13 protein-coding genes are annotated in these 16,347 nt (G+C 65.5%); 10 read left to right on the top strand and 3 right to left on the bottom strand.

Going from position 1 to position 16,347, the window contains the following annotated elements; genetic code table 11:
- Positions 1-21: 21 nt before the first annotated feature.
- The 3 genes from uvrC to ACVWY1_RS04105 all read right to left on the bottom strand — a co-directional run bounded on the left by uvrC (position 22) and on the right by ACVWY1_RS04105 (position 2,947).
- Positions 22-1,845 carry an excinuclease ABC subunit UvrC gene (gene uvrC, locus ACVWY1_RS04115; RefSeq protein ID WP_457377825.1) on the bottom strand — a complete coding sequence of 608 codons (1,824 nt, stop codon included), beginning with the start codon at positions 1,843-1,845 and terminating at the stop codon, positions 22-24.
- Positions 1,846-1,855: 10 nt separating this feature from the next.
- The gene (gacA, locus tag ACVWY1_RS04110) at positions 1,856-2,494 is read right to left on the bottom strand and encodes a response regulator transcription factor GacA (RefSeq protein ID WP_023631421.1); all 639 of its coding nucleotides are present in this window, start codon (positions 2,492-2,494) and stop codon (positions 1,856-1,858) included.
- Positions 2,495-2,557: 63 nt separating this feature from the next.
- On the bottom strand, positions 2,558-2,947 hold the full coding sequence (locus ACVWY1_RS04105) for a helix-turn-helix domain-containing protein (RefSeq protein WP_046855102.1): 390 nt from the start codon (positions 2,945-2,947) through the stop codon (positions 2,558-2,560).
- A 615-nt stretch (positions 2,948-3,562) separates the two neighbouring features.
- On the opposite strand from ACVWY1_RS04105, the gene ACVWY1_RS04100 reads away from it, so the two are divergent.
- The 10 genes from ACVWY1_RS04100 (at position 3,563) to ACVWY1_RS04055 (ending at position 16,334) form a co-directional block, all read left to right on the top strand.
- On the top strand, positions 3,563-4,864 hold the full coding sequence (locus ACVWY1_RS04100) for a nucleotide sugar dehydrogenase (RefSeq protein WP_457377824.1): 1,302 nt from the start codon (positions 3,563-3,565) through the stop codon (positions 4,862-4,864).
- A 54-nt stretch (positions 4,865-4,918) separates the two neighbouring features.
- A complete protein-coding gene (locus ACVWY1_RS04095; RefSeq protein WP_457377823.1) occupies positions 4,919-6,451 on the top strand; it encodes a glycosyltransferase in 1,533 nt (510 codons plus the stop codon).
- A 16-nt stretch (positions 6,452-6,467) separates the two neighbouring features.
- Positions 6,468-7,619, top strand: a complete 1,152-nt coding sequence (locus ACVWY1_RS04090) for a PilZ domain-containing protein (RefSeq protein ID WP_111532183.1) — start codon at positions 6,468-6,470, stop codon at positions 7,617-7,619.
- 9 nt (positions 7,620-7,628) lie between these two features.
- Positions 7,629-9,077: a sel1 repeat family protein gene (locus ACVWY1_RS04085; protein WP_457377822.1), complete on the top strand. Its 1,449-nt coding sequence runs from the start codon at positions 7,629-7,631 to the stop codon at positions 9,075-9,077.
- Positions 9,074-10,519, top strand: coding sequence for an alginate export family protein (locus ACVWY1_RS04080; protein ID WP_457377821.1), 1,446 nt, complete (start codon positions 9,074-9,076; stop codon positions 10,517-10,519). The genes ACVWY1_RS04085 and ACVWY1_RS04080 overlap by 4 nt, the downstream gene beginning before the upstream one ends.
- A 12-nt stretch (positions 10,520-10,531) precedes the next feature.
- A complete protein-coding gene (locus ACVWY1_RS04075; RefSeq protein ID WP_277504846.1) occupies positions 10,532-11,959 on the top strand; it encodes an MBOAT family O-acyltransferase in 1,428 nt (475 codons plus the stop codon).
- 9 nt (positions 11,960-11,968) lie between these two features.
- Complete coding sequence (locus tag ACVWY1_RS04070; protein ID WP_457377820.1) at positions 11,969-13,063, top strand: alginate O-acetyltransferase; 1,095 nt, start codon at positions 11,969-11,971, stop codon at positions 13,061-13,063.
- A gap of 18 nt (positions 13,064-13,081) precedes the next feature.
- Positions 13,082-13,711, top strand: a complete 630-nt coding sequence (locus ACVWY1_RS04065) for an alginate O-acetyltransferase AlgF (RefSeq protein WP_110700697.1) — start codon at positions 13,082-13,084, stop codon at positions 13,709-13,711.
- 26 nt (positions 13,712-13,737) lie between these two features.
- Positions 13,738-15,132 (top strand): alginate O-acetyltransferase AlgX-related protein, encoded by a 1,395-nt coding sequence (locus ACVWY1_RS04060; RefSeq protein ID WP_457377819.1) that lies wholly within the window; start codon positions 13,738-13,740, stop codon positions 15,130-15,132.
- 92 nt (positions 15,133-15,224) lie between these two features.
- Entirely contained in the window at positions 15,225-16,334 is a 1,110-nt protein-coding gene (locus tag ACVWY1_RS04055) for a polysaccharide lyase (protein WP_277504851.1), read from the top strand.
- The last annotated feature ends 13 nt before the right edge of the window (positions 16,335-16,347 follow it).

Genomic DNA, 16,347 nt, shown 5'->3' with positions numbered 1-16,347 from the left:
CTGCGAGTTGAACCCGGCATTCTACTCGCTATGCAGGCTGGCATAAATCGACTCGGCAAGCTTTTTACTGATGCCGGGGGCCTTGGCGATCTCGTCGACACTGGCGCGGTTGAGCTCCTGCAGGCCGCCGAAATGTTTCAGCAGGTCGCGGCGGCGCTTGGGCCCTACCCCGGCGACGTCCTCCAGGCTCGAGGTACGCCGGGCCTTGCCGCGCCGGGCGCGGTGGCCGGTGATGGCGAAGCGGTGGGCTTCGTCGCGGATCTGCTGGATCAGGTGCAGGGCTGGCGAGTCACCCTTGAGGGTGAACTCGTGGGCCACGTCGTTCAGGTAGAGTGTCTCAAAACCGGCCTTGCGGGTCACGCCCTTGGCCACCCCGAGCAGGGTGAGATCGGTAAGGCCGAGCTCCTGCATCACCTCGCGGGCCATGTTCAACTGGCCCTTGCCGCCGTCCACCAGCAGTACGTCGGGCAGCTTGCCCTCGCCGTCCTTGATCCGCCCGTAACGGCGCATCAGCGCCTGGTGCATGGCGGCGTAGTCGTCGCCGGCAGTCACGCCTTCGATGTTGAAGCGGCGGTAATCGGATTTGAGCGGGCCTTCCGGGCCGAACACCACGCAGCTGGCCACGGTGGCCTCGCCGCTGGAGTGGCTGATGTCATAGCACTCCAGGCGCTGCGGCACTTCGTCCAGGCCCAGTACCTGGGCCAGCGCCTCGAAGCGGGCGGCCATGTGCTGGCGGTTGGCCAATCGGGCGTTGAGGGCCTGCTCGGCGTTGGTTACCGCCAGTTGCTGCCAGCGCGCCCGGGTGCCGCGCACACGGTGGCTGATGTTCAGTTCGCGACCACGCAAGGTCTGTACCGCCTCGGTGATGGCGGCGAAGTCGTCATGCACCACGTTGACGATCAGCTCGCCCGGCAGTTCGCGTTCGGCGTTGCCGAGGTAGTACTGGGAAAGGAACGCGGCCATGACCTCGGCCACCTCCTCCTCGATGCCCACCTGGGGGAAGAAGTTCTTGCTGCCCAGCACCCGGCCGCCACGCACGCTGATCAGGTGCACGCAGGCGCCGCCCGGGTTTACGAAAGCCGCCACCACGTCGACATCACCGGAGCCGCCTTCCATGTACTGCTGGTCCTGGACCCGGCGCAACAGGGCGATCTGGTCGCGCAGCTCGGCGGCCTTCTCGAAATTCAGGGCCATGGCGGCCTTTTCCATCTCGGCGTTGAGCTCATTGCCCAGCTGCTGGCTGCGGCCCTCGAGGAACATCACCGAGTGGCGCACGTCCTCGGCGTACGTTTCGGGCAAGACCAGCCCCACGCACGGCCCCTTGCAGCGCTTGATCTGGTATTGCAGGCACGGGCGGGTGCGGTTGGCGTAGTAGCTGTCCTCGCACTGGCGAACCGAGAACGCCTTTTGCAGCAGGCTCAGGCTCTCGCGGATGGCGCCGGCGCTGGGGTACGGACCGAAGTAGCGGCCTTTGGCTTTCTTCGCGCCGCGGTGGATACCCAGGCGTGGGAACTCCCCGTCGGACAAGAACACGTAGGGGTAGGACTTATCGTCGCGCAGCAGAATGTTGTAGGGCGGCCGCCACTCCTTGATCAGCGTCTGCTCGAGCAGCAGCGCCTCGGTTTCGTTGGCGGTGATGGTGGTCTCGACCTGGGCGATGCGCCCCACCAGGGCAGCCGTCTTCGGCGCCAGCCCCGTCTTGCGGAAATAGCTGGCCAGGCGTTTCTTGAGGTTCTTGGCCTTGCCCACGTACAGCAGGCGTGCGTCGCCGTCGAACATCCGGTACACGCCCGGGCGACCACTGCAGGTCGCCAGGAACGCGCTTGCATCAAAGGTTTGTGACATGAGGTGTGCTTTACAGACTTGCGTCGACCATACCGTGGCGGACGGCCAGCAAGGTCAGTTCGACGTCACTGGTGACCGAGAGTTTTTCGAAGATTCGATAACGGTAAGTATTGACGGTCTTGGGTGACAGACACAACTTGTCAGAGATGATCTGCACCTTCTGACAACCGACGATCATCAGCGCAATCTGTATTTCCCGTTCGGACAACGCATCGAACGGCGACCCCTGGGGCTGAAATGACTTGAGTGCCAGCTGCTGGGCAATCTGCGGGCTGATGTAGCGCTGGCCGGCGAAGGCCAGGCGGATGGCCTGGACCATTTCATCGAGCCCGGCGCCCTTGGTCAGGTAGCCCGCGGCACCCGCCTGCAACAGGCGGGTGGGAAACGGATCTTCCTCGCACACGGTCACCGCGACCACTTTGGTGTCCGGATGACTGCGCAGCAGTTTGCGCGTTGCCTCCAGGCCACCGATCCCTGGCATCTTCACGTCCATCAGCACCACGTCCGGCTTGAGCTCGCGGGCCAGTTTGAGGGCGGACTCACCAGAGTCCGCCTCCCCCACCACCTGCAGCCCGTCGATGTCGGCCAACATGCGTGTGATGCCGGTACGCACCAGATCGTGATCGTCGACCACCAGGACCCTAATCAAGCAGACACCTCGTCAGTGGGGCGATTGGATCCCGCCACCTTAACAAAATTTTTCACAACGAACCTAGCGCAAAGCGTCATGGAAATATGCCTGCCGGTCAGGCCGGCGCATGCGCAGCCCTTCATGGCCACCTTCCTCACCCGCGAGGCGGTTGAGCAGGTGCCACACCGCAGCCTGGTCGGCCGACGGCAGGCGGCGAAAGGCGCCTAGCAGGCGGTTCTCATCCGAGGTGAGGCTGTCCAGGGGCGCAGGGGTGTGCACGCCGCTCAGCACATACAGCGCATCCACCCCCCGGCTGGCCACCGCCGCGAGGTAGTCCATGCGCGGCGTGCGTTCGCCGCTTTCGTACTTGCCCTGGGCGTTGGGCTCGACACCGCCGATATCGCCAAATATGCGCTGGGTCAGCCCCAGGCGTTCGCGCTCTTCTCTGAGTCGCGGACCAAATCCGTTCATCTGCTTGCCTCCTTTGCATGAATGGAAGAAAGGTGCATCCCGCACCCGAGTGAATGTCTGCACAATCGACCGGCACTATGCCAATTGGATCCAATCGTTGCAAGCCATCATTGCGCCATGGGCCGGATTGAGGGGGGACAACCCCGGGCTCGCAACGTGACGCGTAAATACGTCGTAGAGCAGGGTTGCCCACGATGGCGCAAAGGAAAACCAAGCCATATTTAACTATCGAGCAGATGAACAAAGAGTCGAACAAGCACCTGCGAGAAAACCTTTCAGATCAGTTCAACATGACGAAAATCACCATTTTGGCGTCATTTTATCGACACAAACAGGGGTGTAAATTTTTTGACGCCCAACTTATATCAAACTTTAACTTATTGATTTAAAAGTAATTTTTAACTTTCACTCAAAGAAAAATTACTAAAAACAACACAGGAAGTAATAAAGCTTGCCGAACTTTCAGAAAACTCCTTAGGATGTAAAAAGACCACCACGAAACAGCCTGTACCGCTACCTATCTAGCGCGGCTTGATTCTGCGCGTCTGGCATTTGCGTAACTTCTTGAACTGAGTATCTCGGCCGGCCTTGCGCCGCGCCTGGGGAGAGGGATCTATGAACATCAGTATCTTCGGACTTGGCTATGTGGGGGCGGTTTGCGCCGGTTGCCTGTCGGCACGCGGACACCAGGTGCTGGGGGTGGACGTCGCCCAGGCAAAGATCGACATGATCAACCAGGGTCGCTCGCCCATCGTCGAGCCGGGCCTGGAGCAACTGCTGCTCGACGGTGTGCGCCAGGGGCGCCTGCGCGGCACCACCGATGTGCAGGCGGCGATCCTCGCCACCGAGCTGTCGCTGCTGTGCGTCGGCACGCCGAGCAAGGCCAATGGCGACCTCGACCTGGTGTACATGGAGGCGGTGTGCCGCGAGATCGGCGCGGCCCTGCGCGACAAGGCCAGCCGCCACACCGTGGTGGTGCGCAGCACGGTACTGCCGGGCACGGTGAAGAACGTGGTCATCCCGCTGCTCGAGCAGGCCTCGGGCAAGCAGGCCGGCCGCGACTTCGGCGTGGCGGTCAACCCGGAGTTCCTACGCGAGAGCACGGCGATCCAGGACTACGACTTCCCGGCCATGACCGTGATCGGCGAACTCGACAGCCGTTCCGGCGACCTGCTCGCCTCGCTGTACCAGGGCCTGGACGCCCCGGTGATCCGCAAGCCGATCGAGGTCGCCGAACTGATCAAGTACACCTGCAACGTCTGGCACGCCACCAAGGTCAGCTTCGCCAACGAGATCGGCAACATCGCCAAGGCCTCCGGGGTCGATGGCCGCGAAGTGATGGATGTGGTCTGCCAGGACTACAAGCTTAACCTGTCGCGCTACTACCTGCGCCCGGGCTTCGCCTTTGGCGGTTCGTGCCTGCCCAAGGACGTGCGCGCCCTCACCTACCGCGCCAGCCAGCTTGACGTGGCGCACCCGCTACTCGGCTCGATCATGGCCAGCAACCGCAGCCAGGTGCAGGCTGCCTTCGACCTGGTGACCCAGGCCGGCAAGCGCCGCATCGCCCTGCTGGGCCTGGCCTTCAAGGCCAACAGCGACGACCTGCGCGAGAGCCCGTTGGTGACCCTGGCCGAGCAACTGATCGGGAAAGGTTACGAGCTGCGTATCTTCGACGCCAACGTCGAGCATGCACGACAGTTCGGCGCCAACCGCCAGTACATCGAGCAACAGATCCCCCATGTCAGCGCCCTGCTGCGCAGCGACCTGCAGCAGGTGATCGATGAAGCCGAGGTAATCGTGCTGGGCAACAACGACGAACGCTTCGTGCAGGCGCTCGACGCCGGCAAGCAGGTGATCGACCTGGTCGGCTTCATGGCCGGCGGCAGCAACGCCCAACACCACGGCATCTGCTGGTAAGGCACGCCGACGCCCGCCCCTGCAGCGGGCCCCGACCCAAGGAGCTACAGCGCCATGGAACGACAACGACAGCGGCCTCTCGCGGCCCCGGGGTATCTGCGCGCAGCGGCCACCTTCTGTGCCTGGGCAATGCTCGCCGGGCTCATCGCGCTGGCCGCACAGATGGTCGCGCCGCAGTACCTGGACCCTGGCCACCACCAGTTCATCTTCATCATCGGCACCTTGGGCATGTGGCGCTACGGCAACGCCATCGTTCATTACCTGCGCGGCATGTATTTCCTGCACTGGCGCTTCCCGCGCCTGCGCCGCCAGGTCGAGCGCCTGGGCGACGCGGCATTGCCAGCGCACATGTTCATGGTGGTAACGAGCTTTCGCATCCCCACCCACACCACCTTCAAGGTGTACCAGTCGGTGTTCCAGGAGGTGCAACGACTCAAGTTGCCGTGCACGGTGATCGCCTCGATCGTCGAGAAAGGTGACGAGCAGTTCATCAAGGACATCATGCGCGACGAGGTGCAGGGCCGCGACGACATCCGCCTGGTCATCGTCCGCGCCCGCGGCACCGGCAAGCGCGATGGCCTGGCCCACGCCTTCCGTGCCCTGTCGCGGCAGATGCCGCTGGAAGATGCGGTAGTCGGCGTGGTCGACGGCGACACCATGATGCTGCCCGGCTGCGTCGAGCGGGCGGTCAAGCTGTTCGCCGTGCTGCCCGACGTCGGTGGCCTGACCACCAACGAGTTCTGTGAGGTCGAGGGCAGCCGCTGGATGCGCCAGTGGCATTCGATGCGTTTCGTGCAGCGGCACATCAACATGTGCTCGATGGCCCTGTCGCACCGGGTGCTGACCCTGACCGGGCGGCTGTCGTTCTTCCGCGCCGGGGTGATGACCGACCCGGCCTTCATCCGCGACGTCGAGGCGGACTTCCTCGAGCACTGGCGCCTGGGCCGCTTCCAGTTCCTCACCGGCGACGACAAGTCCAGCTGGCTGAGCCTGATGCGCGCCGGCTGGGACACCTTCTACGTGCCCGACAGCCACACCCTGACCGTCGAGCACCCACCCAGTGACAGCTTCTGGGTCGCCACCCGCCAGTTGATGTTCCGCTGGTACGGCAACTCGCTGCGGCAGAACTTCCGCGCCACGGCCCTGCTCGGCCGCGCGCGCCTGGGGCTGTTCACCCTGTACGTGCTGCTCGACCAGCGGGTGTCGATGTGGACCTGCCTGATGGGCCTGACCGCCTCGGTGGTGGCGGGCCTGGTGTTCGGTATCCAGTACCTGCTGGTGTACCTGTTCTGGGTGCTGCTCTCGCGCAGCCTGGTGACCGTGCTGTTCATCTTCGCCGGGCACCCGGTCAGCCCGATGTACCCCTTCGTTCTCTATTACAACCAGATCGTCGGTTCGCTGATGAAGGTCTACGCGATGTTCCACATGGACCAGCAACGCTGGACGCGGCAGAAGACCACCCTGGCCACCGGCAGCGTCGACTTCGACGCCAGCCTCAACCGCTGGTCCTCGAAGGCGATGTTGTGCTCCTCGATCGCCATCTTCTTCGGGGTCATCACCGTGCTTCTAGAACTCACGCAACGTTAAGGAAAGGCGCCTGCACATGAGTACTTCCAATACCCCCGCGGCCCCGGCCAACATTGTCCACGAAGCCATCGACGAGCGTCAGTACGTGCGCACCCGCATGAACGCCCGTGTACGCCTGCGCGGCGCCGTGGGCGAGCCATTCGAAGCGGACCTTGCCGACATCTCGCTCGGCGGCATCGGCCTGCTGCACGAAGCGCCGTTGACCATCGGCGCGCTGTACGACGCGTCGATCCAGCTGCGTCTGAACCAGGTCGACCTGGCGATCGAAGGCAAGGTGCGCATCGTCTCCCAGCGCGGCAAGGAGGTCGGCGCGCAATTCGTCGACCTCGACGCACAAAAACGCGACATCCTGCGCTACCTGATCAGCGCCTACCTGTCGGGCGAGGTTGCCGACATCAACGGCCTGTTCAACGTGATGCAGCGGGAAAACTACATCAAGGCGCGCAAGCACCAGCAAGCCCGCGCGCGCACGCCGGGCGAGCGCCTCAAGGCCATCGCCGGCACCGCGCTGTACACCGCCGCTGGCCTGGCCGCGCTGGGCTTCGTCGGCTACAAGGGCTACCTGCTGTTCTTCCGCATCCCGGCACTGCAGGCCACGGTGGCGAGCAACGCCCAGGTCATCAGCATGCCGGACAACGGCTACGTGAAGTACCTGCTGCCCGCCGGTGCGAGCGAAGTGCAGGCCGGCCAGCCACTGGCGAACATCTCCACCCAGCTGGCCACCAGCTTCACCAGCCCGGCGGACATGAAAGCCCTGGCCGACCTCGCCCCGGGCGACCTGCAGGCGTTGTTGGGCCGCGCCAGCGTCGAGACGGTGATCAACAGCCCGTGCGACTGCCAGGTCTGGTACCCATCGCAACCGCTGGATGGTTATGGCTACAAGGCCGCGCCGATGATGCACCTGCTGCCCAAGGGCGAGGCCATGTTCGTGCGCGCCAACGTGCCGTTCGACAAGCTCGCCGATGTCAGCCGCGTGCGCTCGGTGGACATGCAGGTGTTCGGCCTCGACCAGCACTTCAGCGGCAAGGTGGTGGACGCCCGCTCCGACGAGCTGAACCACAACCTGGCGCTGACCATCCAGCCGGACAGCCCGCTGCCGGCGGCGGCCTACCAGAAGGCCGTGGCGGTGGACCTGTACCTGGGCCTGCCGTTCGGCAGCGGCAACTGAGGGCCGGTCATGAACGCCAAGAACGCCCCGCGCCTGTTGCTGGCCGGCCTCGGCCTGGTCTGCGCAGGCAGCGGCTGGGCCGGGCAGAGCCTGGAGCAGATCCGCTACGCGCTGTACAAGGACCCGGGCGCCGACGTCACCAGCGACCTGCGCGCCCTCGCCGAGCGTGGCGACCTGGCCTCCAAGCAACTGCTTGGCGATGTGCTGGCCAACAGCGACAGTGCCAGCCGCCAGGACATCGTGAGCCTGTATCAGGAGGCCTTCGCCGACGGCCACGGCCAGATCCCGGCGCTGGCCTCGCTGGCACGCCTGCTCGACCGCACCCCGCGCCTGCAGCGCAGTCACGAAGCATGGGTGCGCCAGGCCCTGGCCCGCTACCCCAACGACCGTGATCCGCGCAGCACCAGCACCAGCCTGGAGGTGTTCCTGGTCTATCCGCAGCTGTTCCCCGGCGAGCGAGCCGCCGAACTGCTGGCGCTGTACGAACAGAGCTGCCTGCTCAACTGCCGCCCGGAGCTGTATCGCGCCGTGGTCGCCGAGCGCCAGGGCGACCGCGCCGCGGCCGAGCGCTGGTACCAGCAGGCGGCACGCATCGACCCGCGCGGCATCGAGCGTTACTACCGCTTCCTCGGCGAGCGCCAGGACCCGGCCTTCCTCGCCTTCGCCCGCAGCCTGGAGCCGGAGATGACCAGCCTGCCGGTGGAGGTGGTGCAGCGCATCGGTGCGCTGCTGGACAGCATCCACGGCACCACCCGCGCCGAACTGAACGCCGAACGCGAGCAGCGCCAGGGCCGCGCCATGGGCGCCAAGGTCGAGCCGACGGCCGAGCAACTGGCCCGCGACAAGGCCGACGACCAGCTGCGCGCCGACGGCATCGCCGAGGCCCAGCGCTGGCTGGACAACGCCGTCGCCCGTGGCTACCTGCCAGCGCTGGTGGCCAAGGCCAACTTCATGATCTCCAACCCCACCGAGCACAACGCCGAACAGGCCCAGGCGCTGATCACCCAGGTAAGGGCCAAGGACCCGACCCGCGCCAAGGCATTGGATGCCCAGTTCTACATGGTCAATAACTGGCTGACCCTGGACCCATACAAGGCCCATGCACTGATCGACGAGCTGATCGCCGCCCACTACCCGGACGCCCGCCTGCTCCTGGGTGACCTGTACAGCAAGGGCAGCCTCGACCAGCCCGACCAGGAGCGCGCCCTGGCCATCTGGCGGCAACAGGCAGAGCAGGGTTCGACCGCCGCCTGGTACCGCATGGCCACCGTGCACCTGCGCGGCCGGGCCATCTGCCACGACCCGGTCAAGGCCTACACCTACGCCCGCATCGCCCTCGACCTCGGCGAGACCCGCGCCCGTGGCCTGATCAAACGGCTGGACAAGACCTTGCCCAAGGATGACATCGAGCGCGCCCTGGCCGTGCGCAACGATCTGTTGAAGGAGCCCACCCTGTGAAAGCGCACCCACCCCTGCTCGGCGCCCTGCTCGCCCTGGCGCCGCTGACGGTGCTGGCAGCCGAGGAAGTCACCGGCCCCGAGGCCGACAGCAGCGCGCCGATACGCGTCGCGACCGTTGACGGCAGCGAGCCGGTGATCACTTCAGAGTTCTTCAACAAGCTCACCCTGCAGACCGGCTACGGGCCGCAGGACTCCCAGGTCGGCCGCGACCGCGAGAGTTTCTACAGCCTGCGCTACGAGCCGTCGTTCGCCTGGTACTCGCCGGAAAAGCGCTGGGCCAGGTGGATGGTCTATGGCCGCTTGTGGCTGAACTACGACTCCAGCCAGTCGAGCAACCTGGCCAACGAGTCGACCAACAACAATGCCCGCGAACAACCCGAGGGCTGGTACGCCGAACTGCGCGAGCTGTACGTCAAGCGCAACCTGATCGGCGACGACCCGCGCTTCTCGCTGTCGTTCGGCCGCCAACGTTTCGCCGACGACTACGGCATCTGGTGGGACGACAGCCTGGAGTCGGTGCGCTTCGACTATCAGGACACCTTCTCCGACGCATTCGTCGCGCTCGGGCAGAAATTCCACAACTACAACACCGACGTCAATTCGCTGGCCGCGAGCGAAGAGCGCACGCTGTACCTGATGGGCCAGTACGCCTATCGCTGGAGCCCGAACAACCAGGTCGGGGTGCGCCTGATGCAGGAGAACGACCGCAGCGACCACGACGTCGACGATCGCTACGACTTCAAGGGCTGGCGCCACGGACTGTTCTTCAAGGGCGACAACCTGCCCCTGGCCACCGACTACCACCTGGAACTGGCGGCCCTGGACGGCAAGATGGACAACACCGCCGGCAACGGCGTCACCCGCACCGGCCACACCAGCAAAGGCTGGGCGGCGCTGGGCGAGGTCGGCAAGCGCTTCGAGACGCTGCCCTGGACCCCGCGCCTGGCGTTGCGCGGCGGCCTGACCGACAAGCCGGACGACGACAACGACGGCTTCCGCCTCAACCCGATCCAGTCCGACCGCATCACCCGCCAGGGCTCGTACAGCACGCGCCTGACCAGTGCGTTCGTCGCCCTCGACCTGCGCAACCTGAGTTACTACGGCTTCGCCCTGGAGACCCGCCCCACCGCGCGCAGCGCCCTGGACCTGCGGGTGACCCAGCTCAACCTGCGCGACGAGGGCGGCGCGCTGCCGATCCGCATGGCCGCCGATGCCCGCGCCCGACGCCAGAGCGAACTGAACGCCGGGCTGCACGGCAAGGGCGACAACGTCGGCCAGATGATCGACCTCAACTACTACTGGAAGATGTTCCCGGTAGCCCTCGACGGCAAGCACCTGGACGTCAACACCCTGGTCAGCGCCAGCTACCTCAACGCAGGCAGCGCGCTGGACAGCGGTGACGACTACCAGCTGAGTGTCGGCGTGGTGATCAGCTACTAAGGACGGGCCAGCATGATCTTCGCCTCCAACGTATTCCTGTTCCTCTACCTGCCGCTGTTCCTGGCTATCTACTACCTGGCCCGGCCGCGGTGGCGCTCGCTGGTGATCGTTGCCGCCAGCTACGTGTTCTACGCCTGGTGGCGCCCGGACTTCCTGCTGCTGTTCGTCGCCATCACCGCCTGGAACTACGCGTTCGGCCTGGGCATCAAGGCACGCCTGGACGCCGCGGACAAGCCTTGGGCCCTGCGCCTGCTGTGGTTGGGCGTGGCCGGCAACCTGGCGACGCTGGGCTACTTCAAGTACGCCAACTTCGGCGCCGAGATGCTGGCCCTGCTGCTGGCGCCGCTGGGCATCGACACCTGGACCCTGGAGAACATCTTCCTGCCGCTGGGCATCTCGTTCTATGTGTTCCATGCCCTAAGCTACATCGTCGACATCTACCGCAAGGACGCCACGCCGACCCGCAGCTTCATTGACTTCGCCGCCTTCGTCGCGCTGTTCCCACACCTGGTGGCGGGACCGATCCTGCGCTACAGCCAGCTGGCCCCGCAGTTGCGCCAGCGCAGCCACTCGCTGGAGCTGTTCTCGCTGGGCGTGTGCCGGTTCATGCTCGGTTTCATCATGAAGGTGCTGGTTGCCGACCGCCTGGCGCCGATCAACGTGCTGTTCATCGGCGAAGGCAGCCTGCAGTTCAGCGATGCCTGGTTCGGCCTGGTGGTGTCGACGCTGCAGCTGTATTTCGACTTCGCCGGCTACAGCCATATGGCCCTGGGCCTCGCGCTGATGATGGGGTTCCGCTTCCCGGAAAACTTCAACCAGCCTTATGTGTCGCAAAGCATCACCGAGTTCTGGTCGCGCTGGCACATGACCCTGGCGCATTTCCTGCGCGACTACGTCTACATGCCCCTGGTGCGCAAGCGCGTGGCCGGCGCCCTGCCGGCGCTGGTGTGGACCATGCTGCTGTCGGGCCTGTGGCACGGGGCGAGCTTCGCCTTCATCTGCTGGGGGCTGTTCTTCGGCATCGGCATGGTGCTGGAGCGCAAGTTCGGCCTGGCCACCAAGGTCAGCACGCCGTACCGCCTGGGCCGCAACCTGCGCACCGCGCTGCTGATCATCCTGAGCATGCCGCTGTTCTTCACCATGGACCTGCGCCACAGCCTCGACATCTACCGGGCGCTGCTGGGCCTGAACGGCTTCGGCTCGCTGGAGCTGTACGTGCTCGGCGCCTCGAAGATGGCCATGGCCTTCGCCCTGGTGGCAGTCGCCTGGCTGATCCTGGCCGGGATCAACAACGTGCGCTTCTACGCCGGCAACCAGGACGGCTACTTCATGCGTCATGTCGGGGTGCTGCACAGCCTGCTGCTGTGGGCGGGCTTTCTGCTGGCGCTGAGCAGCCTGGCGGCCAGTTCGTTTTCGCCGTTTCTGTATTTCCAGTTCTAGGAGAGTGCCGTGTATCCGGTGATGAAGACGGCCAGCAAGGCCAACGGTGTGACCTTCGCCATGGCGTTGGCGGCGATGTTCGTCTACTCGCTGCCGCCAGTGCTGAGCTTCGCCCGCGCCCAGACCGACAGCTGGAACCTGTTCGTCGACGGCAAGCTGTTGCGCAAGTTCGAGCAGGTCTACGACAAGCGATTCTTCCTGCGCGAACCCTCGGTGCAGCTGTGGGCCGACGCACGCTTCCAGCTGTTCGGCGAGGGCACCCAGGGCGTGGTGCTGGGCAAGGACGGTTGGCTCTACACCAGCCAGGAGTACCGCGTGCCCAACGACCTGGACGCCAACCTGGCGAGCCAGCTGGCGCAGATCGCCAAGGTCGAGCAGCAACTGGCCGAGCACGGCAAGCACCTGGTGCTGCTGCCCTTGCCGATGAAGCTGGATATCTATGCCACCCATGCCGAGCGCGCCTTCGACCCACGGGTGGCCAGCCTCTACGACCGCTTCGTCGCCGACCTGCAACTGCGCCGCCTGGATGTGGTGCCGCTGCGTGACGCCTACCTGCGCAACCTGGCCGGTCCGCGCCTGTTCCTCAAGTCCGACACCCACTGGAGCCCGGACGGCGCGCGGCTGTCAGCCTATGAACTGGCACGCCAGCGCCCGCGCCTGCTCGGTGACCAGGTGTATGTCTCGCACAAGGCCGGCGACAAGACGGTCAAGGGCGACCTGATGAACTACCTGCAGTTCGACCATGCCCGCCTGGCGCCACAGTTCGGCGGCAATCCGATCGAACTGTACGAAACCCTCAAGGCCGCACAGGGCAGTGACGAGCTGTTCGCCGAACAGGCGCAGAGCCTGCTGCTGGTGGGCACCAGCTACAGCAAGATCGACGATTGGAACTTCGTCGGCTTCCTCAAGGAAGCGCTCAACCGTGACCTGTTGTCCGTCGCCGTAGAGGCCCGTGGGCCGTTCGAGGCGATGAACCAGTTCCTCACCAGCGACCAGTTGCACAACCCGCAGATCGACACCGTGATCTGGGAGTTTCCCCTGCGCACCCTGCTTGCCCATCGCCCAGGCGCGCTTGCCCGCGACGCCCAGCCCGCGCATTTCTGACGTCCCAAGGAGAACCTGATGAAGCTTTCGCCCCTGTTCACCGCCCTGGCCCTGAGCGCCGCCAGCCACATCGCCCTGGCCGCCGAAGGCAATGCCGACCTGTACGACGCCGTGGCCCCGGCCGACTCGGCCTTCGTGCGCGTGCTCAACCTGTCCGATAACAGCATCGACGTGGCCCTTAGCGGCAAGCTCAATGCGCAGAAGGTCGCCCCGGGGCAGCTCAGCGGCTACCGTTTCGTGCCGGCCGGGGTACACCGGATCGGCATCGGCGCCACGGCCATCGAGCCGACCCTGGCGGCCAACGCCGCCAGCACCGTGGTGTACGACGGCAAGCAACTGCAGCTCATTGCCGACCAGTATGTGAACGAGCCGAAGAAGGCCCAGGTGGCCTTCTACAACCTGACCCCGGCCCAGGCCACGCTGCGCACCGCCGACGGCAAGCACGAGGTGGTCAAGGCCCTGAGCAAGGGCCAGACTGGCGCGCGCATGGTCAACGAAATCAAGATCGACTTCGCCGCCTATGTCGGCGGTCAGGAAGTGGCCAGCTTCGACGAGTTGTTTCTCAAGAAAGGCCGCTCCTACAGCTACGTGCTGCTGCCTGGCAATCGCAGCCTGAGCCTGGCCAACAGCATCGACCCGACCGAGTGACACACCGCCGCAAGGATGACTGGCCCATGAACACCTTCCTCCCCCTTGGCCTGGCGGCCACCCTGGCGCTGACGGCCCTGCCCGGCCAGGCCGCCGAGCCCGCCCGGCCCGGCTGCGAGAACCTGCAGTGCATGGTCTGCCCGGCCCTGGCCGAACCGCAGCACTATGCCGAAGGGCGCATGAAGCTGATGCGTCAGATCGTCCCCGGCAAGGAGCGCTGGCTGTTCCGCTCGATGGTCGACCTGACCAACGACTTCGGCATTCCCGCGCCCATGCGCCCGGAGTTCGCCCGGCTGATGGACGCATTCCACCGCCAGGGTATCCAGGTGGCCATGGCGGTCCAGCCGACCCGCGGCCTGATGCACCGCGACAAGCTCTACACCGACCAGTTGCATGGCTTCGACTTCGAACGCGCCAGCCGCAACCTCAACACCTACCTGGGGCAACTGCGCCAAGGCGGCGCGGTGGTGGCGCCGATGATGCAGCTGGTGCGCCAGCCGCCTCAGGGCGAATACTTCTTCCGCCGCGACCACCACTGGACGCCGGCCGGCGCCGAGGCCACGGCCAGGTTGATGGCCGAAGAGATCCGCCGCCAGCCGTTCTACAGTGGCTTGAGCAAGAAACGCTACAGCACCGAGCCCGGCGTGATGGTACCCAAGGACGGCACGCTGAACCTGGCCCTGAGCTACATCTGCGGCAACAACTACGGGTTCCAGTACGTACGCGGCTACCAGACCGTGCCTGTGGCCGATAGCAGCGATGCCCTGTTCGACGAAGCGCCCGACCCTGAGGTGATCCTGGTCGGCGACAGCAATGCCGCGGCTCGTGAGGACGAGAGCAAGCAGTTCAACTTCGACGGCTACCTGAAACAGTACCTGCAGACGGATGTGCTCAACTATGCACTGCCCGGCGTGGGCGAGGACGGCTCGCTCCTGGAATATCTGCTGTCCGCCGACTACAAGCCCGAGGCGCCGCCCAAGTTGATCGTCTGGGAACTGCCGGCCAACTACCGGCTGGACTCGCCCTTGATGTATCGCCAGTTGGTGCCCGCGATACACGGTGGCTGCAAGACGTCCAAAGAGCTACTGGGCACGAAACTGCAGCGTCCGGCACTGCAGGTCGGCGAGCGCATCGAACTGCTGAGCAATACCGGAAGTGCCCGGCAGGCGGTGTCCAAGGGCTTTCTCGACATCCGCCTGAGCGACAGGAACGTCAAGGACTTCTACATCATCGTCTATTACGACAACGGTGCCCGCGACAAGGTGTGGTTCCGTCGCGAGGCGGCGGTCGGTGGCGGCCAGTACTACCTGGAGCTGAGCCGGGCGCCCGAGTTCGCCGGCGCCAACCTGCTCTCGGTATTCCTCGAACCGACCAAGGCCGGCACGGCCGCCACTGATGTGGAGACTCGCCTGTGCCTGTGAAATCGATAATAGGGGCTGCTGCGCAGCCCATCGCCGGCAAGCCGGCTCCCACAGGGGAATGCACGGCACTTGTGGGAGCCGGCTTGCCGGCGATGGGCCGCAAAGCGGCCCCAGGGTTGCCCCTGCTGCTTGCAATCGCCCTGCTGCCCCTCCCCGGCCATGCTGCGCAAACCATCTGGCCCGCCCGCGCCACCGCGCAGTCGGCCCTGATCGCCGACTACCAGAGCCTGACCTGCAGCAAGCAACCGCCACCACCCTATACCGGCAGCCTGCACCTGCAGAGCAAGTACGATCAACGCGACGCCAGCAAGTCGACCTTGCGCGCCGCGCCCGACGCCGACAGCGAGCGCATTGCCCGGCAGGTCAAACAGTTCATCGCAGGCGTGATCCAGGCCGGCAAGCGCTTCCAGAAGGCGAAGAAGCCCCAGGAGGCCAACATGGCCCTGGCCTGCCAGGAGCAGTGGCTGGAGCATTGGGCGCAAGCCGGTGCCCTGCTCGATCCGGATGCCAGCAACACCGGCATGGCGGCGCGCAAGTGGGCGCTGGCGGCCATGGCCGGCGCGGTGCTGCTGACCCAGGCGGCGGCCGACGGCAAGGTCCGCCTCACTCCCGTGCAGCACCGTTGGTTCAGCCAGCTTGGCGAACAGGTGATGCGCGAGTACAGCCCGCGCCGCCAGTCCACCACCGTGTACTTCAACAACCACGACTACTGGGCCGCCTGGGCGGTGGCCGCCGCCGGCATGCTGGTGGGCCGCGACGATTTCATCCGCTGGGCCGACGGCAACCTGCGCCGGGGCCTGGCCCAGGCCGTGCGCAGGGGCGACCAGGCCTACCTGCCGCTGGAGGTGGCGCGCAGCAGGCTGGCTGCCAACTACAGCCAGTACGCGCTGGTGCCGCTGGTGCTGCTGAGCGAATCGGCGCGCGCCAATGGCCTGCCCTGGAGCGACGACGACCAGCGCATCCTCGACCAACTGGCCAGTTTCGCCGCAAGCAGCGTGCTCGCCCCGGACACCCTGCCCGAACTCAAGGGCCAGCGCCAGGCCGAAGTCGCGCCGTACAAGCTGGCCTGGCTGATCCCGTTCCTCGCCCGCCGGCCCGGGCACGCCCTCGCCCGCCAGCTGTACGACAGCGAGGACGGCGAGGTGGACAACTACAGCCAGATCGGTGGCCTGCTCAAACCGGCCTACCCCACCCTGCCTTGATCAAGGACGTTTC

This window comes from Pseudomonas sp. TE6288, from assembly GCF_054062095.1.
The sequence above is the reverse complement of the archived record's forward strand: the minus strand, read 5'-3'. Positions and strand labels throughout refer to the sequence as shown.

Excerpts from the sequence above, each read along its gene's own strand:
- uvrC (WP_457377825.1), bottom strand. The coding sequence starts at position 1,845 with ATGTCACAAACCTTTGATGCAAGCGCGTTCCTGGCGACCTGCAGTGGT.
- ACVWY1_RS04105 (WP_046855102.1), bottom strand. The coding sequence starts at position 2,947 with ATGAACGGATTTGGTCCGCGACTCAGAGAAGAGCGCGAACGCCTGGGG.
- ACVWY1_RS04100 (WP_457377824.1), top strand. The coding sequence starts at position 3,563 with ATGAACATCAGTATCTTCGGACTTGGCTATGTGGGGGCGGTTTGCGCC.
- ACVWY1_RS04095 (WP_457377823.1), top strand. The coding sequence starts at position 4,919 with ATGGAACGACAACGACAGCGGCCTCTCGCGGCCCCGGGGTATCTGCGC.
- ACVWY1_RS04090 (WP_111532183.1), top strand. The coding sequence starts at position 6,468 with ATGAGTACTTCCAATACCCCCGCGGCCCCGGCCAACATTGTCCACGAA.
- ACVWY1_RS04085 (WP_457377822.1), top strand. The coding sequence starts at position 7,629 with ATGAACGCCAAGAACGCCCCGCGCCTGTTGCTGGCCGGCCTCGGCCTG.
- ACVWY1_RS04075 (WP_277504846.1), top strand. The coding sequence starts at position 10,532 with ATGATCTTCGCCTCCAACGTATTCCTGTTCCTCTACCTGCCGCTGTTC.
- ACVWY1_RS04065 (WP_110700697.1), top strand. The coding sequence starts at position 13,082 with ATGAAGCTTTCGCCCCTGTTCACCGCCCTGGCCCTGAGCGCCGCCAGC.
- ACVWY1_RS04060 (WP_457377819.1), top strand. The coding sequence starts at position 13,738 with ATGAACACCTTCCTCCCCCTTGGCCTGGCGGCCACCCTGGCGCTGACG.
- ACVWY1_RS04055 (WP_277504851.1), top strand. The coding sequence starts at position 15,225 with ATGGGCCGCAAAGCGGCCCCAGGGTTGCCCCTGCTGCTTGCAATCGCC.